Genomic DNA, 22,010 nt, shown 5'->3' on the forward strand with positions numbered 1-22,010 from the left:
TGCGGACAGGATTGCTTGCTGCCGTGCAAGCCCGGGTGTCGGCGATTTCGTCGTCCCGTCGTGCCGGCCGGGTTGCCACCTGATTCATATCGATCCCACCGCTCCATGTACCCGTCATTTGGCGTTGCGGTCGAACGTGAGCGTGTCGCCGTTATCGAGCACCAGTTGCATCTGCTGCGGCGCGCGCATCTGCACGCCGGTGCGGTCGATGTGCGTCAGCGCGTCGAGATACGAGCCTTCGATCTGGCCGCCCGGCGTCGTGCACGCCATGCGCGTGCCGCCCAGGGTGCCGAAGCTCAGCTTGCCGTCTTTCAGCGCATACGAGCCCATGTAGCGGTTGCAGCCGGAAAAGCCGCTGGCGTGACGCTGGCCTTTGTCGGTGGAGAGCACGAGCGTGATCGGCGCGCCTTGATCGGCGGCTGGAATCGCGCGTGCCGTGCCGTCGGCCTGTTTCCAGCCGGTGAGCACCCAACTGGTGTCGTCGAGCAACTGGGTGGCGGCCGGATTGAACGGATCGGGCGGTGCGGCTTCCGAATCCGGATGCTTCGGTATGGCGCACGCACTGCATAGCGCGGCGACGCTCAACGCGGCGATGGCCGTGCGCGCATAGGGGATGAAGCGCGCAACACCTCGCGCGGAGGAGCTTTGGAGCATGGCGTCGTTCCTCTTCAAACTGGCGAAGGCGTAAGGGTAACGCACTAAGCTCGCCGCACGCGAGCGCAACGGCGTGAGAGCGGACTTAAACACGTGCGTTGCAGTTGGCGCCGCGGCACCTTCTGCGCACCTTACGCACTGATAGCAACGCGGACCCGGCGAGCAAGGCGCGGCGCGGTGCGCGCGGCGTCGGCGCATCGGGTGCGGTGCGGGGTGCGCATGTTAACATCGTGTTCCACCCAATCCCACCCTCATCCGACTTTTATCTGGAGACCCCATGCAGATCGGCCAACGGATCGGCACGCCCCTTTCTGAATCCGCTACGCGCGTCATGCTCCTCGGCGCCGGCGAGCTTGGCAAGGAAGTGATCATCGCGCTGCAACGGCTGGGCGTCGAAGTGATCGCCGTCGACCGTTATCCGAATGCGCCAGGCCATCAGGTCGCACATCGCTCGCACGTGATCGACATGACCGATCGCGCCGCCTTGCGCGCACTGGTCGAACTGGAACGTCCGCACCTGATCGTCCCCGAGATCGAGGCGATCGCAACCGACGCGCTTGCCGCCATCGAAACCGACGGCCTCGCCGAAGTGATCCCGACCGCGCGCGCCACGCAACTCACCATGAACCGCGAAGGCATCCGCCGTCTGGCCGCTGAAGAACTCGGCCTGCCGACTTCGCCGTACGCGTTCGCCGATTCGCTCGAGGAGCTGCGCGCGGGTATCGCCAAGGTCGGCTATCCGTGCGTCGTGAAGCCGGTGATGTCGTCGTCGGGCAAGGGGCAGTCGGTGTTGAAGAGCGACGCGGATGTCGACGCCGCCTGGCAATACGCGATGGCGGGCGGCCGCGTGAATCACGGCCGCGTGATCGTCGAAGGCTTTATCGACTTCGAATACGAAATCACCCAGCTGACCGTGCGCGCGATCGATCCGGCGAGCGGGCAAGTCAGCACGTACTTCTGCGACCCGATCGGCCACGTGCAGGTGGCGGGCGACTACGTCGAATCGTGGCAGCCCCAGCCGATGAGCCCGCTCGCGCTGCAACGTTCGCGCGAAGTGGCGCACAAGGTGACCGCGGCATTGGGCGGCAGGGGCCTGTTCGGCGTGGAACTTTTCGTGCGCGGCGATGACGTATGGTTCTCGGAAGTCAGCCCGCGTCCGCACGATACGGGCCTCGTCACGCTGTGCTCGCAACGCTTCTCGGAGTTCGAGCTGCATGCGCGCGCGATCCTCGGCTTGCCGGTGGACACGTCGCTGCGGGCGCCGGGCGCGTCGGCGGTGATTTACGGCGGTCTGGACGAGGCGGCTATCGCTTTCGAAGGTGTCGCGGCAGCGTTGGCCGTGCCGAATGCGGATCTGCGTCTCTTCGGCAAGCCGGAGAGTTTCGTCAAGCGGCGCATGGGCGTGGCGCTGGCTACCGGCGAGACCATCGACGAAGCACGCTCGCGTGCGAAGCAGGCCGCGGCGGCGGTGCGGCCGGTTTCCACGAAGTAACATGCGTCGATGCGCGCTGCCTGGCGGTGCCGCAGTGCATCGATGCGCAGTGAAGTGAAGTACTCGCGCGCCGCGCAAACTCGCCGCGCGCGAAACCAGACTGATTGAAGTTCGTTGAAGTAGAGGTACGTATGGCCCTGGAGTCCCGCATGAACATGCGGTCTGGAAGGTTCGGCCGTCTTGGCGCACTTGGCGTGCTGCTCGCGCTGTGTGCCGGGATGACAGGGTGCGGCCTCGCCGCTGCGCCATGCCGGGTCGCGTCGGCCGGCTTGAAGATCGTCCCGCTCGTCGGGCACGTGGCGGCCGCGCCGACCGACGCGTGCGCCGCCGTGATCGATCCATAAGCACAGCCGCAACCCCAACCGCAGAGCAAGGCGCGCCACCTATGCTTGATGTGCAACAACGATCGCGGCATCTCATGAAGAAATGGCTTGCCGCAGTCACGACGGCAGCGGGGCTCGCGGCGCTGTACGGCAATGCATGGGCCGAGCCATCGCGCCTCGCCGAGATTCAGGCCAGGAATCGCCAGACGCACAAATACACCTGTGCGACCGGCAAGATTCTGCAAGTGACCTACTGGAACACGGCGAACGGCCAAAGCTTCGCGCTCGTGCCTGTCAAGGGCCAGCAACTGCTGTTCGTCAACACGATATCGGCCTCCGGCGCGAAGTATCAGGCCGGCAGCTACACCTGGTGGACCAAAGGCCCGCGCGCCGAGCTGTACGACGCGACAGCCGGCGAAAACGCCTCGCCGATGCTGTCTGATTGCGTCACCATCACTCGGTGAGCATGATGCGGTGGCTTTCTTCAGACACGCCGCCTGCCCACCTTACGTTTGCCTCCGTCTTGCGGCGCTGCCCGTCTGCGCGCATCCTTTCCGTTCGAGTAGTAAGCTGTCCGGCGTGGCCTCTGCCGTGTCCGCTGCCCTCGCCGTCGCCACTGTTGCCGCTATCGCCGTAATGTCAGGCCGCGCATGGCTGGCGCGGTTGCCGTCGTCTTCGATCGACCGTTACCGGACCTCGGACCTCAACGGGCGGGGGCTCATGGCCCGTGTCCGTTTCATCAAGCGAGACCCTCCATGAAAGCATCGGACCTGTTCGTCAAATCGCTGGAAGCCGAAGGTGTCGAGTACGTGTTCGGCATCCCCGGTGAAGAAAATCTCGATCTGCTCGAATCGCTGCGCCGCTCGAAAATTCGCCTGATTCTTACGCGTCACGAACAGGCTGCCGGGTTCATGGCCGCCACGTATGGGCGCCTCACCGGCCGCACCGGCGTGTGTCTGGCCACCTTGGGGCCGGGTGCGACCAACTTCGTGACCGCTGCCGCGTACGCGCAGTTGGGCGGCATGCCGATGCTGATGGTGACTGGGCAGAAACCGATCAAGACCAGCAAGCAGGGGCATTTTCAGATCGTCGACGTGGTGCGGATGATGGAGCCGCTCACCAAGTACACGCGGCAGATCGTGTCGATCGGCAATATTCCGGCCACCGTGCGCGAGGCGGTGCGTCAGGCGGAAGAAGAACGGCCCGGCGCCACGCACCTCGAATTGCCTGAAGACGTCGCGCACGAAGAGGGCGACGGCCACCCGATTCCGAAGAGCTTCAGCCGCCGTCCGGTCGCGGAAGAAAAAGCCGTGGCGCGCGCAGTCGAGGCGATCAAGAAAGCGAAGCATCCCTTGCTGATGATCGGCGCGGGCGGCAACCGCAAGACCACTACCAAGATGTTGCGCGAGTTCGTCGACCAGATCGGCATTCCGTTTTTTACGACCCAGATGGGCAAGGGCGTGATCGATGAATCGCACCCCATGTGGCTCGGCAACGCGACTTTGTCCGACGGCGACTTCGTACACCGCGCGATCGACCACGCGGATTGCATTATCAATGTCGGCCATGACGTGATCGAGAAGCCGCCGTTTTTCATGCGCAGCGGCGAGGCCGGCGAGAAGACGGTGATTCACGTCAACTTTCTCGGCGCGGAAGTCGATACGGTGTATTTCCCGCAGATCGAAGTGGTCGGCGACATCGCCAACGCCGTGTGGCAGTTGAAGGAAAGTCTCAAGGAGCAGCAGGAGCATTGGGACTTCACGCGTTTCAAGGAGATCAAGCAGCACTTCGAGGCGCATCTGGTCAAAGGCCAGCACGACGACCGTTTCCCGATGTACCCGGTGCGGATCGTCAACGACGTCTACGAGACCACGCCGGTGGACGGCATCGTGTGTCTGGACAACGGCATGTACAAGATCTGGTTCGCGCGCTACTACCGCGCGCACGAACCGAATTCGCTGCTGCTCGATAACGCATTGGCGTCGATGGGCGCCGGCTTGCCGTCGGCGATCGCGACCAGGATCGTGCACCCGGACCGCAAGGTCATGGCTGTGTGCGGCGACGGCGGCTTCATGATGAATTCACAGGAACTGGAAACGGCAGTGCGCCTGAAGCTTGATCTGGTGATCCTGATTTTGCGCGACGACGCGTTCGGCATGATCCGCTGGAAGCAGGAAAACATGAACTTCCCGGACTACGGTATGACGCTGAACAATCCGGATTTCGTTGCATATGCAGAGAGTTACGGCGCGAAGGGTCATCGCATTGAATCGGCCGCGGAATTCGCGCCGCTGCTGCGCGAATGTTTTGCGACGCCGGGTGTGCATGTGATCGATCTGCCGATCGACTACTCGGACAACGAGCGTGTGCTGAATCGCGAGATCAAGCGGCTGTCTGCGCAACTATGAGTGGAACAGTGATGGACGGAGCAGCCATGAGCGGCAACTGTGCATAACCCTTGCTGGCTGCATGGCTGATGTCAGGCATTGGATCAAGGAGAATGCGTCATGTTGAACAAGAGTTACCCGTACTACCTCGCGAACGAAGCGGTGGCCGCTAACACCGATCTCGAAGTGACGGATAAATTCAGCGGCGAAGTGGCGACCCGTGTGGCGATGGCGGACGCGGCGGCGATCGACAAAGCGATCGGCTATGCCGTCGACGCGATGCCCGCAATGCGCGCGTTTCCACCGTTCAAGCGCCAGGCCGTGCTCGAACACTGCGTGAAGCGGTTTCGCGAGCGATACGACGAATTGGCGCTCGCGCTGTGTATCGAAGCGGGCAAGCCGATCAACGACTCGAAAGGCGAGGTCACGCGTCTGATCGATACGTTCAAGGTGGCGGCCGAAGAGTCGGTGCGCATCGACGGCGAGATCATCAATCTGGAGATTTCGCCACGGGCGAAGGGCTATCACGGCTATGTGAAGCGTGTGCCGATCGGTCCGTGCTCGTTTATCTCGCCGTTCAATTTTCCGCTTAACCTGACCGCGCACAAGGTCGCGCCGGCGATCGCGGCGGGCGTGCCGTTCGTGTTGAAGCCGGCGAGCCGCACCCCGGTCGGCGCGCTTATCATGGGCGAGATTCTGGCGGAAACCGACTTGCCGAAAGGCGCGTTCTCGATTCTTCCGGCGCATCGCGACGGCGCCGATCTGTTCACCACCGATGAGCGTTTCAAGCTGCTGTCCTTCACCGGTTCGCCCGCGGTGGGTTGGGAACTGAAGAAAAAGGCCGGCAAGAAGAAGGTGATTCTGGAGTTGGGCGGCAACGCGGCGGCGATCGTCGACGGCGATCAGGGCGGGAAGCTCGACTATGTGGTCGACCGGCTGGCGTTCGGCGCGTTCTATCAGTCGGGGCAAAGTTGTATCGGCGTGCAGCGGATTCTGGTGCATGCGACGCTTTACGACGCGCTGCGCGAGAAGCTGATCGCGAAGACCAGGTCGCTTGTCATGGGCGATCCGAAGGACGAAAAGACCTTTGTCGGGCCGATGATCTCCGAATCGGAGTCCAACCGTCTCGCCGGCTGGATGGAAAGCGCGGTGCAGGCGGGCGCGAAGATTGTCGCCGGCGGCAAGGTGGAGGGCGCGATGTTCGAGGCCACGCTGCTCGAAGGCGTGAAGCCCGACACCGACCTCTATCGCAAGGAAGCCTTCGGCCCGGTGGCGATTCTGGAGCGTTTCGACGATTTCGATGCCGCGCTGGCTACCGTCAACGACAGCGACTTCGGCCTGCAAGCCGGCGTGTTCACCGACTCGCTCGCCCATGCGCATCGCGCGTGGGATCTACTCGACGTGGGCGGCGTGGTGATCAACGACGTGCCGTCGTTCCGGGTCGACAACATGCCGTACGGCGGCGTGAAAGATTCTGGGCTGGGGCGCGAGGGCGTGCGCTACGCGATTGAGGATATGACCGAAATGCGCTTGATGGTGATGCGCGAGACGTGGTGACAGGGCGTGAGCGGCGGCGCATGACGATGATGCGGGCGCCTTCCAGACCTTCGCGTCTTCTTCAGGTATTCGGGGCTCCGTCGTGGTGTGCGGTATCCGCGCGCCTGCGTCGGGCGTTCCGCGGCGCGGCTGGGGCGAACCGAACTGTCATGCATCTGTCGCACTCACGCACTACGCTGCCAGCGAGGCGTTCCGACCCTCGCAGGCCGTCTTCCAGAGCCGGCACGGACGGCCTGACGAACTGCTCGCCGTTGGGCTTTCGGCAGCCTACGCAGAAAGCCGGCGGATGCGCCATGAGTGTTTTTGCTGAAGTGCTACAATACCGGCCTTTCCGGCGGGTGTTTCCGCCGGCCGGAGCCGGCCGCATTTTTCCCGTAGTACTGACGGGTCCCGTGCGGAACGCCGTGGCTCCGCCTTCATCCTGATGCCCTCTGCGGTTCCGACCGCTGCCGCGCGCACCGCGCCAAGCGCATTTTTAGCGAAAGCCACCATGTCCGACACAGCCGTCACGCCCAGCACTGCGACTTTTGATCAATTCGGTCTCGCGCCCGACATCCTGAAAGCCGTCAAAGAATCGGGCTACACCATCCCTACGCCGATCCAGGAGCAGGCGATTCCCGTCGTGCTGGCCGGCCGTGACATGATGGGCGCCGCGCAAACCGGCACCGGCAAGACCGCCAGCTTCTCGCTGCCGATCATCCAGCGCTTGCTGCCGCAAGCCAGCACGAGCGCATCGCCCGCCCGCCATCCGGTGCGCGCGCTGATCCTCACGCCGACCCGCGAACTGGCCGACCAGGTGGCGGCGAACGTGCAGTCGTATGCGAAGCACACGGCGCTGCGCAGCGCCGTGGTGTTCGGCGGTGTCGACATGAATCCGCAGTCCGAGCAGCTGCGCCGCGGCGTCGAAATTCTGATCGCCACGCCGGGCCGTCTGCTCGATCATGTGCAGCAGAAAACCGCCAATCTCGGCCAGGTGCAGATCCTTGTGCTCGACGAAGCCGACCGGATGCTCGACATGGGCTTTCTGCCGGATTTGCAGCGCATCCTGAACCTGCTGCCGAAGGAACGTCAGACGCTGCTGTTTTCGGCCACGTTCTCGGGCGAAATCAAGAAACTGGCCGCCACGTATCTGCGCGACCCGCAGACGATCGAAGTCGCGCGCAGCAATTCGACCGCGACCAATGTGACGCAGATCGTGTATGAGGTCGCCGAGGGCGACAAGACGGGCGCGGTTGTTAAGCTGATTCGCGACCGCGGCCTCAAGCAGGTGATCGTGTTCTGTAATAGCAAGATCGGCGCGAGCCGTCTGGCGCGGAGCCTGGAGCGCGACGGCGTGGTCGCCACGGCGATTCACGGTGACCGCACGCAGAATGAACGAATGCAGGCTCTGGATGCGTTCAAGCGTGGCGAGATCGAGGCTTTGGTGGCGACTGACGTCGCCGCGCGTGGTTTGGATATCGCTGAGCTGCCTGCTGTGATCAATTTCGATCTGCCGTTTAACGCGGAAGATTATGTGCACCGGATTGGACGCACTGGGCGTGCTGGGGCTTCCGGTGATGCTTTGTCGCTGTGCAGCCCGAATGAGCGGAAGCAACTGGCCGATATCGAGAAGCTGATCAAGCGGCCTTTGGATGTGCAACACCTGACCGTGGATACGCCGGTGCGGCATCACCATGAAGAGCGTCCGCCGCGGCGTGAACGCGTTGATGGCCGCGCAGAGGGCCGTGACGAGCGAGGTGGTCGCCGGCGTTCGGGGGCTTCGTCCTCGGGTTCGTTCGATCGGCCGCATCATCATCGCGCACAGCCTGTGGATGATTTTTTCTTTAAGCCTTATGAGCCCTCGGCGGCTTCTGTGAGGAAGGTTGAGGAGGCGGCTGCCGCTTCTGCTGGTGCTCCGCAGAAGTCTTCGTCCAAGCAGCCGTTGGCTGCGTTGCTGGGTGGGTTTGGGATGCCGAGGAAGTCGCCGTCGTCTACCTGATCACATTCGCACGCCCGTGCGCTGCGCCCACGCTGCCGTCGCGGCAGCATAAAAGCCCTCTAGCGTAGTATGCGCAGTCCCGTCTAATCCAAGGCCCAGATGACGAGCGGCTGCGCTCAGCGCTTCAAACGGCTTGTCATTGTCAAGCGCGGTTGCGCCGTTTTGCTTGCTGAGCTTTTCACCCTGATCGTTCGTCACCACCGGTACGTGCAAATACGCCGGCGTCGGTACGCCAAGGCAACGCTGCAGGTAAATCTGCCGGGCCGTTGAATCCATCAGGTCCGCGCCTCGCACAATGTGCGTAATATCCGCGTCCGCATCGTCGACCACCACCGCCAGTTGGTATGCCCACTGGTCGTCGGCACGTCTCAGGACGAAGTCGCCGACCTCGGTGGCCAGGTTCTGCGTCTGCTTGCCCTGCCAGCGGTCCTCGAATGTGATCACCGCAGCATCGCCATCGGGTACGCGCAGGCGCCATGCGCGCGCCGGTTTGCCATGCAGGCCGTTGCGGCAGGTGCCAGGGTAGGCGAGCGTGGTGTTGCGCGCGTGCGCATGCAGCAGCGAGTCGGCAATCTCCTTGCGCGTGCAGCCGCATGGATAGACCAGGCCGGCAGCCTTCAATTGCTCCAGCGCTTCCTGATAGCGCGCAATACGATCGCTTTGCCAGGCGGGCGGCTCGTCTGCATGCATGCCGAAGTGTTCGAGGGTGGACAGAATCTCCTCGGCCGCGCCAGCGACGGTGCGGGGTCCGTCGATGTCTTCGATCCGCACAAGCCACGCTCCGCCATGCGCGCGCGCGTCCAGCCAGCTTGCGAGCGCGCTCACCAGTGAGCCGAAATGCAAGGGTCCGGTAGGCGACGGAGCGAAGCGTCCACGATAAGTCATGGGTCGGATGGATTAGTGCGGAAAAAACGGGGCGTCTTGCTTATCTTCGTCGCGCATGTCAGCAACCGCGCATGGCTCGATCTCGTTCGAAGCCCATGCGACCGCTAAACGCGGCGCCGCAGCGCTGGCGGTCGCGGCGCACCCGGCCCGTGCTCTTCGCGTTTGCGGTGGCCGGAGCCTGTGATGCGCTGAGCACGACCTGCGTGCCTCGCCGCGATCGCGCGAAGGCGCTTGCGCTTATCACGCGGCGCGCGTCGCCTTGCTGTCCGGATGGCATTCCGGACATGTCTTGCCCGCCACGTACATCGGCGATTGTTGCGCCCCGGGCATCACCACCGCGCGGCAGCCGAAACATTGCACGGTCGCGGTCGGTTCCAGTTGTGGATTCAGCGCGGTACGGTAGTCGAATACGAAGCAGTCGCCGTGATAGTGCGCGCCGCCGACTTCCTCGAAATACTTCAGGATGCCGCCTTCGAGCTGGTACACGTTCTCGATGCCGACTTCCTTCATGTGGATCGCCGCCTTCTCGCAGCGAATCCCGCCTGTGCAGAACGACACGACCGTCTTGCCTTCGAGATCGGCGCGGTTTTGTTCGATGACTTCGGGAAACTCGCTGAATTTCGTAATGCGGTAGTCGAGCGCGTCGTCGAACGTGCCGACGTCCACTTCAAATGCATTGCGTGTGTCCAGCATGACGACGGGGCGGCCTTCGTCGTCATGGCCGCGGTCGAGCCAGCCTTTCAGCGTGGAAGCGTCGACGAATGGCGCGCGGCCAAGCTCCGGCCGGATCGCCGGCTTTTTCATCGTGATGATCTCGCGCTTGAGCTTGACCAGCATGCGGGTGAACGGCTGCTTGTCCGACAGGCTTTCCTTGAACTGCAGGTTCGCGAACTTGCCTTCGAACAGCGCGTCGTGACGGATGTAGTCGATGAACGCGTCCGTGGCTTCGCGCGTGCCCGCGACGAACAGGTTGATGCCTTCCGGCGCCAGCAGGACGGTGCCGCGCAAGCCGAGCGTAGTGCAGCGCTCGGTGACGAGCGGGCGCCATGCGGCGGTGTCTTCGATAGTCGCGAAATGATACGCGGCGAGATTGACGATACTCATGTGTGTCCAGCGGTAAGAAATGGCGGCGCGGAAAACGGGGGCGCATTGAAACGCCCGCATTCAAACTCCATGCGGCGCGGCCACGTCGAAAAGGGCGAAACCCGTATTATCCCTCAAGCCGGCGCTTTGGCCGACTCGGCCGAATGGCCAACCCCTTGCGGCAGCGCAAATCGCTCGCAAACTCGCATGGCGCTTGCTTGCGCGCTCGCACCGGGCCACGCGCTCTGGCGAGCGAAATACCGCCGAATTTTCTCCGGCAGGTCCGTTCGAGCATATGAAGCGCACCGCGCGCGCCCGACCAACGAAACCGTCCACCGCCTGCACAACGCCGGTGTACGGTGCGTTCGCGTTTCCGTCCTAAGCCGAACGGCTAACGCGCGGTTTTGGCCTGAAAACTCCAGAAGGGTGGAGTTACAATGTCGCCCATGTCAGATCCCCGCTTCGTTCATCTTCGCGTCCACTCCGAATTCTCGATTGCCGATGGCATCGTGCGTCTTGACGACATCGTCAAGGCCGCCGCCAAAGACGGTCAGGGTGCGCTCGCCCTTACCGACCTCGGCAACGCGTTCGGCCTCGTCCGTTTCTACAAGGAAGCCCGCGGCAAAGGGGTCAAACCCATTGCCGGCTGCGACGTCTGGATCACCAATCCGGACGACCGCGACAAGCCTTCGCGTTTGCTGCTGCTGGTCAAAAACCGCCGCGGCTATCTGAATCTGTGCGAGCTGCTCAGCAAGGCATCGCTCACCAACCAGTATCGCGGCCGCGCGGAAGTCGAAGCCGGCTGGCTCGAGTCGGGTCTGGGTGAAGGCCTGCTCGCGTTGTCGGGTGCGCAACAGGGCGACATCGGCCTCGCGCTCGCCGCCGGTAATGAAGAAGCGGCCAAACGCAACGCATTGCATTGGGCGAAGGTATTCCCCGGCGGCTTCTATATCGAACTGCAACGATGCGGCCAGCCGGGCGGCGAGCAGTACGTGCAGCAGGCGGTTGCGCTCGCGGCGTCGCTGAAATTGCCGGTGGTGGCCACCCATCCCATGCAGTTCATGACGCCGGACGATTTCACCGCGCACGAAGCGCGCGTGTGCATTTCCGAAGGCGACATCCTGGCGAATCCGCGCCGCTCGAAGCGCTTTACGTCCGAGCAGTATTTCCGCACGCAAGACGAGATGGCAGGGTTGTTCGCGGACATTCCGTCGGCACTCGCCAATAGTGTCGAAATCGCCAAGCGCTGCAATTTGACGCTCGAACTCGGCAAGCCGAAGCTGCCGCTCTTCCCGACGCCCGACGGCATGTCGCTCGACGACTACCTAGTGCAATTGTCAAAAGAAGGCCTCGAAAAGCGTCTCGAACAGTTGTACCCGGATGCGGCCGAGCGCGAGGCGCAGCGCGAAACGTATTACCAGCGCCTCGAATTCGAGTGCGGCACGATCATCAAGATGGGCTTTCCCGGCTACTTCCTGATCGTTGCGGACTTTATCAACTGGGCGAAGAACAACGGCGTGCCGGTAGGTCCGGGCCGTGGCTCGGGTGCGGGTTCGCTGGTCGCGTATGCGCTCGGCGTAACCGACCTCGATCCGCTGCGCTACAACCTGCTGTTCGAGCGTTTCCTGAATCCGGAACGGGTCTCGATGCCCGACTTCGACATCGACTTCTGCCAGCACGGCCGCGACCGTGTGATTCAGTACGTGAAGGAGAAGTACGGCGCGGACGCCGTGTCGCAGATCGCCACCTTCGGCACGATGGCGGCGAAGGCAGCGGTGCGGGATATCGGCCGCGTGCTCGATCTCGGCTACATGTTCACCGACGGCATCGCCAAGCTGATTCCGTTCAAGCCGGGCAAGCACGTGACCATCGCCGACGCGATGAAGGAAGAGCCGCTGTTGCAGGAGCGCTTCGACAACGAAGACGAAGTGCATCAGCTGCTCGAACTCGCGCAACGCGTGGAAGGCCTCACGCGTAACGTCGGTATGCACGCCGGCGGCGTGCTGATCGCGCCCGGCAAGCTGACCGATTTTTGCCCGCTCTATACGCAGGGCGACGAAAGCGGCGTCGTGAGCCAGTACGACAAGGACGACGTCGAAGCCGTCGGCCTCGTGAAGTTCGACTTTTTGGGCCTCACCACGCTAACTATTCTGGATTGGGCCGAGCGCTATATCCGCCGTCTCGATCCGTCGAAGAAAGACTGGTCGCTCGCGCAGGTGCCGCTCGACGACGCGGCGTCGTTCTCGATCCTGAAAAAAGCGAACACGGTCGCCGTGTTCCAGCTGGAAAGCCGCGGCATGCAAGGCATGCTGAAAGACGCGCAGCCTGACCGCTTCGAGGACATCATCGCGCTGGTGGCGTTGTACCGTCCGGGCCCGATGGACCTGATCCCGAGCTTCTGTGCGCGTAAGCACGGCCGCGAAGTGGTGGAGTATCCGGATCCGCGTGTTGAATCTGTTCTGAAAGAGACCTACGGCATCATGGTCTACCAGGAGCAGGTGATGCAGATGGCGCAGATCATCGGCGGCTACTCGCTCGGCGGCGCCGACTTGTTGCGTCGCGCGATGGGTAAGAAGAAGGCCGAGGAAATGGCCGAGCATCGCGAGCTGTTCCGCCAGGGCGCCGCGAAGAACGGGCTGGCCGGCGAGAAGGCCGACGAAATTTTCGACTTGATGGAGAAGTTCGCGGGCTACGGCTTCAATAAGTCGCACGCGGCGGCGTATGCGCTGCTCGCGTACTACACGGCTTGGCTGAAGGCGCACCATCCGGCCGAATTCATGGCGGCGAATATGTCGCTCGCCATGGACGACACGGACAAGGTCAAGATCCTGTTCGAGGACTGCCTCACGAACAAGATGGCCGTGCTGCCACCGGACATCAATCTGTCCGCATACCGTTTCGAGCCGGTTGCGGAAGCGGACGGCAAGCGGTCGAAAACGATTCGCTACGGCCTCGGTGCGATCAAGGGAAGCGGCCAGAACGCGATCGAAGAAATTATCCGCGCGCGCGAAGAAGGTCCGTTCATCGATATCTTCGATTTCTGCAACCGGGTCGACCGTCGTATCGTCAATCGCCGGACGGTGGAAGCATTGATCCGCGCCGGTGCGTTCGACACGCTGCATGCGAATCGCGCACAGTTGATCGCCTCCGTCTCGCTGGCAATGGAAGCGGCCGAGCAGGCAAGCGCCAACGCGATGCAGGCGGGCCTGTTCGACATGGGCGACGCGCCGTCGCAAGGGCACGAGCTGGTCGACGAGCCGGAATGGCCGGAAAAGAAGAAGCTGCAGGAAGAGAAAGGCGCGCTCGGCTTCTACCTGTCGGGCCACCTGTTCGATGCCTATAAGGACGAAGTGCGCCGTTTCGTGCGCCAGAAAATCGGCGAACTGAAGGAAGGGCGCGACAAGCTGGTCGCGGGCGTGATCGCGTCGCTGCGCACGCAGATGACCCAGCGCGGCAAGATGCTGATCGCGTTGCTCGACGACGGCACCGGCCAATGCGAAGTGACGGTCTTCAACGAGACTTTTGAAGCGCACAAGCAGTTGTTCAAGGAAGACGAACTACTGGTCGTGCAAGGCTCGGCGCGTAACGACGCGTTCACGGGCGGCATCCGTTTCACCGTCGATACGGTGATGGATCTCGGCCGCGCGCGTTGCCGTTATGCGGAAGCCGTGAAGGTGCAGATGAACGGCAACGCGGACGCGTCGGCGTTGCGGCGCGTGCTCGAAGCGCATAGCGCGGGTAAGGACGAGCCGCAAGCTGCGCCGGCACCGGCGGCGTCATCGCGCGGTGGCAATGGAGGCGGCGGTGGCCGCAACGGCGGGGGCTATGGCGGCGCTGGCGGTCAGCGGCAGGCTGTGCAGATTCCGAACGGTCTCGCCGTGCAGGTGGTTTATCGCAGCGAGAATGCGCAAGGTGAAATGCGTCTGGGCGACGCGTGGCGCGTAAAGCCGACCGACGAATTGCTCGCGGCATTGCGCGGTGAGTTTGCCGGAAGCTCGATCGAAATCGTTTATTGATGGCTGGTTTGCTCACGCGGTGCGCGTGGGCAAACCGTTGGCGAGCCGTAGCCACTAGCGCTGCGTCTTCTCCCCCATCCGCGCCAGCTTCAAAAACCGGTAGTACACCGTCTCGGCATTGAACAACGCGATCATGAAACCCGCGCGACCGTCGAGAAATCCACGCCGCAGCACATAGGTCCTCACGAAGGCCCAGGCGCCGCGCCCGAGCGCCTTGCCGAAACTGCCGCGCTTGCCGGCCGCATGACGTTGCTGGGCACCCGCTGTCGAATACGCGTCGAGCTTGCGCAAAACGCCTTCGAAGTCCTCGTAAGAGTAGTGCATCAGCTTGCCGGTCAGGCGCTGCGAGGGCGTGTCGAACACCAGGCGCTCATGCACGAGGTCGTCGGAGAAGCGCGCGGCGCCACGTTTGAACAGGCGTGGAATCCAGTCCGGATACCAGCCGCTATGATGAATCCAGTGGCCGCAAAAGCTCGACAGCCGGTCCACCGCGTACACGTCGGCGGTGGGAGCGGCCAGCGCCGCGCGGATCGCCGCAGCCAGTTCTGGTGAGACGATCTCGTCGGCGTCGAGCGAGAGAATCCAGCTGGTGGTGAGCGCATCCACGGCGCGGTTCTTTTGCGGACCGAAGCCCGGCCAGTCGGTTTGCTCGAACACGCGCGCGCCGTGTGCTCGAGCGATGTCAGCGGTGCCGTCGGTGCTGCCGCCGTCGATCACGACGATCTGATCGGCGAAGGCTACGGCCTGCAGGCATTCGGCCAGTCGCGCCGCCGCGTTTTTGGTGATGATGGCGACGCCGAGGGTGGTTTCTTGCATACCTGAATTGCGTGGGGGGGCAGGGTGGCGGAATGGGTCGCGCAAGTATACAACCCGGCGCAACCCGGCCAATCCATAACCCCCGGCCGCCGCCCCCGACCGTTTACAATGCTGTTTTTTGATATTCCGCGTGTGAGGCATTCCGCCCGCCGTGCGGATGCTGTCCCGCATTCTCAGAGGATTCCTTGAGCGCGAAGCCTACGTTAAGCAAACCCATCGGTTCAGGTGAGACATCGTCGCCCGCCGTCGTCTTTCGACGCTTGTGGCCTTACATCAAGCCGCTGATGTGGGTGGCGATCGGTGCGATCGTCGCCATGGCCGTGAGCGCCGGCACTGACGCGGCGATTCCCGCATTGCTCAAACCGCTGCTGGACAAGGGCTTCGGCGCGCACGCCAGCGACAATGCCAAGTGGTTCGTGCCGGTCGCGGTGACCGGCCTCGCGCTGATTCGCGGCGTGTCGCAATACGCTTCGGGTTATCTGCTCGCCTACGTATCGAACAAGATCCTGCTCGATCTGCGCCTGACGATGTTCGACCGCATGATCCACACGAGCGTGGCGTTCTTCCAGCGCGAAACCGCGAGCACGGTGATCAACGCGATCGTCTTCGAGGTCAACCAGATTCTCAACGTGTTGTTGGGCGTGTTGGTCACACTGGTGCGCGATTCGCTGACGGTCGTCTTCCTGCTCGGCTATCTGTTCTATCTGAACTGGCGCCTGACGCTGATCGTCGCGGTGCTGCTGCCGGGGATCGGCTGGCTGGTCGGCAAGATCAACCGTCGCCTGCGGCGCCTGAACCGCGAGCATCAACTGCTGACCAACGAACTGTCGTACATCGTCGAAGAGACGGTGGGGGGCTACAAGGTCGTCAAGGTGCACAACGGCGAGCAGTACGAGACAGACCGCTTCACGGCCATGAGCAAGCGTCTGCGTGGCTACGCCATGCGCATGACCGTCTCCGGCGGCCTCGCACAACCGTTGACGCAGTTCCTGGCGTCAATCGCGCTCGCGGTGGTGATTACGATCGCGGTGGTGCAATCGTCGTCGGATCAGACTACCGTCGGCGGCTTTGTGGCGTTCGTCACGTCGATGCTGCTGATCATCTCGCCGCTGAAGCACCTGATGGACGTGAACCAGCCGCTGCAGCGCGGCATGACGGCGTGCGAGCTGATTTTCGGCCTGATCGACGAGCCGTCCGAACCGGCGGGCGGCGGCGTGCCGCTCGAGCGCGCCCGCGGCGAAGTCGAATTCCGCGACGTATCGTTCACCTACGGCAGCAACGCCACGCACAACCGCCACACGCTCGACCACGTGTCGTTCAAGGCGGCACCGGGCGAAATGGTCGCGCTGGCGGGCCCGTCGGGCAGCGGCAAGACCACGCTGGTGAATTTGTTGCCGCGCTTTTTCGATCCGACCGGCGGCGAGATTCTGGTCGACGGCGTTGCGCTGCCGGAATACAGCCTGCACGCGCTGCGCAGCCAGGTCGCGATGGTGAGCCAGGACGTGGTGCTGTTCAACGACTCGGTGGCCAACAACGTCGCTTATGGGCAGACGGCCGATCCGGACAAGGTCAAGGCGGCGCTGCGCGCGGCGAACCTGTGGGATACCGTCGAGGCGATGCCCAATGGCATCGATACGCTGGTCGGCGACAACGGCATGATGCTCTCGGGCGGTCAACGCCAGCGTCTGGCGATCGCGCGCGCGATCTACAAGGACGCGCCGATCCTGATCCTCGACGAAGCCACCTCGGCGCTGGATTCCGAATCCGAACGCCACGTGCAGGCGGCGCTGGAAACCTTGATGAAGGGCCGCACTACGCTCGTGATCGCGCACCGTTTGTCGACCATCGAACGCGCCGACCGGATTCTGGTGATGGAAGCAGGGCGGATTGTCGAGCGCGGCAGCCATCGCGAGCTGCTGGCGCAAGGCGGGCTGTACGCGCATCTGCATCGCATCCAGTTTCAGCAAGACGCAGCGTGACGCGCGGCGGGATTTTCAATGCATTTCCGTCTGTATCCGTGTCGCGCTGCGCACGGACAGCGCCGCCGTCCGCGTGACCTGGTCACGTCTGTTCGCTTTTCCTTTACGTTTGACCAGGCGCTCGCGCGCCGTCGCCTGAATCATGAAAATTGGACTCTCCAGCAATGCGCTGAAGCATAGTGGCGGTCTCGAGCGCTACGCGATGGATCTCGTGCGCGGCTTCGCCGCGATGGGCATCGAGCCGGCGTTTTTTGCCCGCCGCTTCGACATGTCGGTTCCGGAAAGCCGCATGGTCGAGCCGCATCGCATCCGCGTCTCGCTGCTGCCGGGCAAGTTTCGAGATAGCTGGTTTTCACGCCGTTTGCGCAGCGCGCGCCGGACGGCGCAGGTCGATGTGCTGATCGGTTGCAACCGGGTCGATTCGTCCGAAATCGCGATTTGCGGCGGCACCCATCTCGGTTTTTTGCGTGCTATCGGGCGAGAGCAACGGCGTTCGGACCGTTGGCAGATCGCGCTCGAGCGCCGTCAGTATGAGCAGGCGAGCGTCATCGTCGCGCACTCGAAGCTGATGCATGACGAACTGCGCGAGCTGTATGGCGTGGATGAGGCAAAGATTCGCGTGCTCTATCCGCCTGTCGATGGCGCACGCTTCACGCCGGTGGACAGCGCGCAGCGCGCTCTGCTACGGCGCAAGCTGGGCTTCGCCGATCACGAGATCGTGCTGCTGTTTCCGTCGAGCAGTCACGAGCGCAAGGGTTTGCCGCTGATCGAAGCGGCCTTGCACGATACGGCGCTCCCGGTGGTTGTCGCCGTCGCGGGCAGGCCGCCGGAGCGCACCTCCGGGCGGCTGCGCTACGTCGGCTATGTGAAGGAAATCGAAGACGCCTATCGTGCCGCCGATTTCACAATTCTCGCTTCGAAGTATGAGCCGTTTGGACTGGTCGGCGTCGAGTCGGTGATGTGCGGCACACCGGTGATCTTTCCGTCGAGTATCGGCTGCTGCGATGCGATCGCGGAACACGCAAAGTTCGTGTTCGCACCGGACGACGTCGCCGACTTGCGGGCGACCATCGAGCGCGCGGTACAACAGCGGCTCGCCGACCCGGCGCCGCTGTCGTCCGGGCTGGCGCGTGATGCGGTCCTCTATGATGCGCGGGTGACCGGTCACGTCGATGTGCTTCTGGCATTGGCCACGCGCATTTTCGACAGCAAATAAGCCCGGACGCGCACCCGAGCCACTGGCCGACGGCCGCGCGGGCCACCTTGCATGATTGCCGCGTCGCTGCAGCATCCTTTCCGCGTCGGGAGGCGAAAACAGCAAGATATCGACGCCGTTCTTCACAACGGTCACGCCGCTTTGGTGATAGGGCATATCCGGCGTGGAAGTTTGTGAGTAAGATTTTTTTTGACGGCAGTGGCTTATGCGCTATTTTGCGGGCCTGTCATATGGCTTGACGGCGCCGCTTTGGGTGAAGTCTTCAGGGCGGTCCAGCACTGCACCGATGGCTTCACGCACTTCGTCAACCGATGCCGGACGTCCCTCGTCGCCGACCGACGTCGACAGGCCGGGCACGTTGATGCCGAAGTGGCCGCGCGAGGTCGCCGTGAAAATCATCACGGTGGGCTTTTGCAGGGCGCTCGCGAGGTGGACGAATCCAGTATCCGTGCCGACGATCAGCGCGGCCATTTCGATGTGCTGCGCGACCGCTTCCACGCTCAGACGGGGCAACACGATTGCACCCGGAATTCCTTCGGCGATCGCGACCGCGTCCTTATGTTCCGCTTCCGAACCCCACGGTAACAAAGGTGTAATCCCCTGATCCACCAGAGAGCGGCCGATACTGTGCCAGTGACCGACGGGCCATTTCTTTTCGTCGCTTGAGGTCGCATGGAAGAAGAGGGCAAATGGTGCGTGTTTCGCTGCTTCGAGCGCCATGGCCGGCGCCGGAATGCGCAGGCCGAAACGCGGCGCGCCTTCGAGCGAATAGCCGAAGACCTGGCTGACGGTGTTTCGCAGTCCGTCCAATGCGTTGAGATTGCCTCGTGGCGCGTACCGCTCGGTATAGGCGAACGCTGCGCCGCTCTCGCCGAGATCTTCCGCACGGTAGCCGTAGCGGCGGCGCGAGCGCGCGAGAAAGGCGATGATCGCGCTCTTGTAGACGCCATGCAAGTCGAGCACGGCGTCGTATTTCTCACGCCGCAATTCGCCGATCGATGCCGCAATCGCCTTCAGATCATCAAGGCCGCGCCGCTTCTTGAAACCACGCAGCGGTGCGCACAAGACACGGTCGATGCCGGGATTCCAACGAAGGATGTCTGCGAACGCCGAGTCTGCAGCCCAGTCCACTTTGATTCCGGGAAAGGCTCGATGAAGGTCCGATACCACGGGCTGGCCGTGAACGATGTCACCCAGCGAAGTGACCTTAACAATTAGGATTCTGTTCATTAGCGCAGATTTAGGGGTATTTCGGCTGCGGCATGTTCTGTCAGGACATATGTCTGTGGCTGCTTCGCCGCATCTCGGATAAGAACGCTTCGGGTCGGCGTGCCGCACCGCGCATTCAGATGATCAGCTTCGAGATGGAATCAGGATGATCTGTGTTAGCTAGAGCTTTGGCCGAAGCGATTATACCGGACCCGCCTTCTGCGCAGCGTCTGGGTGCGCAGCGCCGCCAGGCCAGGAACCCGCTATTGACAGGAGCAGTGTGGCCCGCTCCCGGTGCATCGACAGTCTATGCCGTAGAGCGTGGCAGCGGACGCTGTCGATGCAAGTGCGTTCAGTCTTTTCGCTTGAGCCGCTTCAGCCAGAGAGACGGCGCATAGACCGCAGGGCAGGTGGTGTAGAGAAACATGCGGATCCGCAGCCCGAGCTTCACCGTGCCTGTGCCCGTCAGGAGCGTCAGGCGCTTGCCGAGACGGCGGGCGTCGAACATCGCGTGAATGAACTGCTCACGCGCGAGTTTCGGCGCGAGCGCCGCGCGCATCTGGTCTCCAAGGCCGGCAATGTCGGCGTCGCGCTGTATCTGTTCAGTCTCCACGAGTGCGAAGCCATTGCCCTGACGCATGCGCGCAACCAGTTCAGCCGTGGTCCGATAGCGGCGCTTGCTCGAAAGACCACCGCGCCGGTACCTCACGAGCGGCTCGCGCAGGCTCAGCGCACCGCCCGAGACGATGGCGCGAAACGTCATGACCTGATCTTCGGCCGCGGAGCCGGGCATCATGGGGCCGAAGCGCTCGAACAGCCGACGCGACCACGTGTGCGCCGCGCCGACCAGCCACGGCCGTTGCGCCAGCCAATCTTCGAAGCTGCGGTAGTTGTCGAGTTCGGTCGGCGCCATGCGCTCGTGCACGTTGCCGGCTTCGTCCATGTCGGCGAGGTCGGTCGCGATCAGATCGGGGCGCCGGCCATGCTCGAGCCAGTATTCGACGACCCGTTCGCAGCGGTTCGGTGCGGACATGTCGTCACCGGCGGCGACAAACAGCAATTCCCCCCGTGCCATGGCGGCGAGGCGCGACAGATGCGCGCTGATCCCTTCGTTGGCCGGGTTGCGCTGCGTGATCACCTGGTGAGGGCCGTCGTAATCGCGTACTGCTGCTTCGATTGCGGCATAGGTGCCGTCGCTGGAGGCGTCGTCGGAAATGATGATTTCGAGGGGCGTATAGGTTTGCGCGAGCACGCTGCGCACCGCATCCGCGATCACCCCTTGCTGGTTGTAAGCGATCAGCAGCACCGTAACGAGCGGCTGGGCCTGTGCAGACAAAGGGCTGTTCGGAACGCTGTTATTCATGGTACGGGATTGGATGGCGATGTGGCCAGATTCTAATGGATGTCGAGGTCAGGCCCGTTTTATGCGTGCCGCAACCGCGATGTCGACGGCTGGGTGCTCTGCGCCCCGGATGCTGCAATGAACGGTCGTCGCCGGCCGTTGCCGGTCATGCTATTTGCTGGCCTGCTTCGACAACTCCTGTTTGCGCGAGTCGATAGCCGCCAGAAACGTGGCGCTCACCAGCGCGAGCAACTTGACCGTCAGCACCCGCCAGTCGCGCGGGCCGTCCCAGCCGAGTGTAAAGATCGCCGCCACGCCACACGAGGTTCACAGCGGGCGCGAGCAATAGCAGGGCTGTGCTTAACCAGATCGGGCTGGGAGCAAAAATCATCGATCGAAAATTCGTGTGAACATTACCGTTTCGGCCTGCCGATGCGATAGCCGGAGGTTCCGTGCACTTCTTTCAAGATAGAGGGCGACCGCGATTATAGCCGCGTGACAATTCCGGTTGCGCCAATCGGAAGCGGGCGCAGCGGGCGGTGGGGATGGCTTTCGGTGGGGCCGCGCGACGGATCGACTGGGGATCGCGGCGTGGATAACCTTTCGGCGCACTTTGTCTTTCGATTTCTTTCCGTGCGCTGACGGTCCGTCAGATGCGGACCGCCCAGTGTCCCTACACGCCGCCTGTTACCAGCGGCAGCACTGTCAAATCCGGGTGCGTGCCGTCGACGATGCTGCGTCCCACATGAGCCCCTTCGTACAGCGCTTCATCCTTGCCGGCAAAGCTCTCTTCGCCGTCTGCATGGAACGGTACCGTATGCCCAGGGATGGCCGGATCGGCGCCCGGATGGCACACGTAACCGACATACGTGTAGCGATTATCAGGCACGGCTGGCGGCTTCGATTCGTCGGGCGGGCTTTTCAGGAACGGCGCCACGTGAATTTCGAAACCCTCGTATTCCACTATCTGCCAGGGTGCGGTTTCATCGGCCATGGCCGCCTCCGTCTAGGTCGCGCGTTTATCAGAAAGTTTAGGTGATTTGAACGTAAAGCGCGCCCTAAGACTGATCTGG

18 protein-coding genes are annotated in these 22,010 nt (G+C 63.0%); 9 read left to right on the forward strand and 9 right to left on the reverse strand.

Translation table 11 applies throughout. From position 1 onward, the window contains the following. Positions 1-114: 114 nt before the first annotated feature. Complete coding sequence (locus tag AYM40_RS04525; RefSeq protein ID WP_063495184.1) at positions 115-654, reverse strand: META domain-containing protein; 540 nt, start codon at positions 652-654, stop codon at positions 115-117. A gap of 277 nt (positions 655-931) precedes the next feature. Between AYM40_RS04525 and purT the strand changes: the two genes are divergently transcribed. The 6 genes from purT (at position 932) to AYM40_RS04555 (ending at position 8,391) form a co-directional block, all read left to right on the forward strand. After that, positions 932-2,146 carry a formate-dependent phosphoribosylglycinamide formyltransferase gene (purT, locus tag AYM40_RS04530; protein WP_063495185.1) on the forward strand — a complete coding sequence of 405 codons (1,215 nt, stop codon included), beginning with the start codon at positions 932-934 and terminating at the stop codon, positions 2,144-2,146. A 131-nt stretch (positions 2,147-2,277) separates the two neighbouring features. Then, on the forward strand, positions 2,278-2,490 hold the full coding sequence (locus AYM40_RS04535) for a DUF6726 family protein (RefSeq protein WP_063495186.1): 213 nt from the start codon (positions 2,278-2,280) through the stop codon (positions 2,488-2,490). 74 nt (positions 2,491-2,564) lie between these two features. Then, the gene (locus AYM40_RS04540) at positions 2,565-2,933 is read left to right on the forward strand and encodes an MliC family protein (protein ID WP_063497835.1); all 369 of its coding nucleotides are present in this window, start codon (positions 2,565-2,567) and stop codon (positions 2,931-2,933) included. Positions 2,934-3,224: 291 nt separating this feature from the next. Continuing rightward, positions 3,225-4,877, forward strand: a complete 1,653-nt coding sequence (locus AYM40_RS04545; protein WP_063495187.1) for an acetolactate synthase large subunit — start codon at positions 3,225-3,227, stop codon at positions 4,875-4,877. A 99-nt stretch (positions 4,878-4,976) separates the two neighbouring features. Next, complete coding sequence (locus AYM40_RS04550) at positions 4,977-6,413, forward strand: aldehyde dehydrogenase family protein (protein WP_063495188.1); 1,437 nt, start codon at positions 4,977-4,979, stop codon at positions 6,411-6,413. Between the two features lie 490 nt (positions 6,414-6,903). Then, entirely contained in the window at positions 6,904-8,391 is a 1,488-nt protein-coding gene (locus AYM40_RS04555) for a DEAD/DEAH box helicase (RefSeq protein WP_063495189.1), read from the forward strand. Here AYM40_RS04555 and gluQRS read toward each other — a convergent pair whose 3' ends face one another. Both gluQRS and AYM40_RS04570 read right to left on the reverse strand, forming a co-directional pair. Then, positions 8,392-9,276, reverse strand: a complete 885-nt coding sequence (gluQRS, locus tag AYM40_RS04560) for a tRNA glutamyl-Q(34) synthetase GluQRS (protein WP_063495190.1) — start codon at positions 9,274-9,276, stop codon at positions 8,392-8,394. It lies immediately after the preceding gene. 240 nt (positions 9,277-9,516) lie between these two features. Beyond that, the gene (locus tag AYM40_RS04570; protein WP_063497836.1) at positions 9,517-10,380 is read right to left on the reverse strand and encodes a sulfurtransferase; all 864 of its coding nucleotides are present in this window, start codon (positions 10,378-10,380) and stop codon (positions 9,517-9,519) included. A 416-nt stretch (positions 10,381-10,796) separates the two neighbouring features. On the opposite strand from AYM40_RS04570, the gene dnaE reads away from it, so the two are divergent. Then, the gene (gene dnaE / locus AYM40_RS04575) at positions 10,797-14,375 is read left to right on the forward strand and encodes a DNA polymerase III subunit alpha (protein WP_063495192.1); all 3,579 of its coding nucleotides are present in this window, start codon (positions 10,797-10,799) and stop codon (positions 14,373-14,375) included. 54 nt (positions 14,376-14,429) lie between these two features. Here the strand turns inward: dnaE and AYM40_RS04580 are convergent, their stop codons facing one another. Further along, the gene (locus tag AYM40_RS04580) at positions 14,430-15,191 is read right to left on the reverse strand and encodes a glycosyltransferase family 2 protein (RefSeq protein WP_063495193.1); all 762 of its coding nucleotides are present in this window, start codon (positions 15,189-15,191) and stop codon (positions 14,430-14,432) included. Between the two features lie 185 nt (positions 15,192-15,376). Between AYM40_RS04580 and msbA the strand changes: the two genes are divergently transcribed. Continuing rightward, positions 15,377-17,170 carry a lipid A export permease/ATP-binding protein MsbA gene (gene msbA, locus AYM40_RS04585; RefSeq protein ID WP_063495194.1) on the forward strand — a complete coding sequence of 598 codons (1,794 nt, stop codon included), beginning with the start codon at positions 15,377-15,379 and terminating at the stop codon, positions 17,168-17,170. Positions 17,171-17,185: 15 nt separating this feature from the next. Here msbA and AYM40_RS43230 read toward each other — a convergent pair whose 3' ends face one another. Further along, positions 17,186-17,314 carry a hypothetical protein gene (locus AYM40_RS43230; protein ID WP_256390475.1) on the reverse strand — a complete coding sequence of 43 codons (129 nt, stop codon included), beginning with the start codon at positions 17,312-17,314 and terminating at the stop codon, positions 17,186-17,188. On the opposite strand from AYM40_RS43230, the gene AYM40_RS04590 reads away from it, so the two are divergent. Further along, the gene (locus AYM40_RS04590; protein WP_063495195.1) at positions 17,313-18,386 is read left to right on the forward strand and encodes a glycosyltransferase family 4 protein; all 1,074 of its coding nucleotides are present in this window, start codon (positions 17,313-17,315) and stop codon (positions 18,384-18,386) included. The two genes, AYM40_RS43230 and AYM40_RS04590, sit on opposite strands and share 2 nt — an antisense overlap. A 210-nt stretch (positions 18,387-18,596) precedes the next feature. Here AYM40_RS04590 and waaC read toward each other — a convergent pair whose 3' ends face one another. From waaC to AYM40_RS04605, 4 genes are all read right to left on the reverse strand, one after another. Then, positions 18,597-19,616 carry a lipopolysaccharide heptosyltransferase I gene (waaC, locus tag AYM40_RS04595; RefSeq protein WP_063495196.1) on the reverse strand — a complete coding sequence of 340 codons (1,020 nt, stop codon included), beginning with the start codon at positions 19,614-19,616 and terminating at the stop codon, positions 18,597-18,599. Between the two features lie 331 nt (positions 19,617-19,947). Next, positions 19,948-20,958 carry a glycosyltransferase family 2 protein gene (locus AYM40_RS04600; protein ID WP_063495197.1) on the reverse strand — a complete coding sequence of 337 codons (1,011 nt, stop codon included), beginning with the start codon at positions 20,956-20,958 and terminating at the stop codon, positions 19,948-19,950. A gap of 150 nt (positions 20,959-21,108) precedes the next feature. After that, entirely contained in the window at positions 21,109-21,252 is a 144-nt protein-coding gene (locus tag AYM40_RS41250) for a hypothetical protein (protein WP_158515239.1), read from the reverse strand. Positions 21,253-21,610: 358 nt separating this feature from the next. Continuing rightward, positions 21,611-21,931: a hypothetical protein gene (locus AYM40_RS04605; protein WP_063495198.1), complete on the reverse strand. Its 321-nt coding sequence runs from the start codon at positions 21,929-21,931 to the stop codon at positions 21,611-21,613. Positions 21,932-22,010 lie beyond the last annotated feature (79 nt).

Origin of the sequence: Paraburkholderia phytofirmans OLGA172, assembly GCF_001634365.1 — a bacterium.
Classification (GTDB): Bacteria; Pseudomonadota; Gammaproteobacteria; order Burkholderiales; family Burkholderiaceae; genus Paraburkholderia.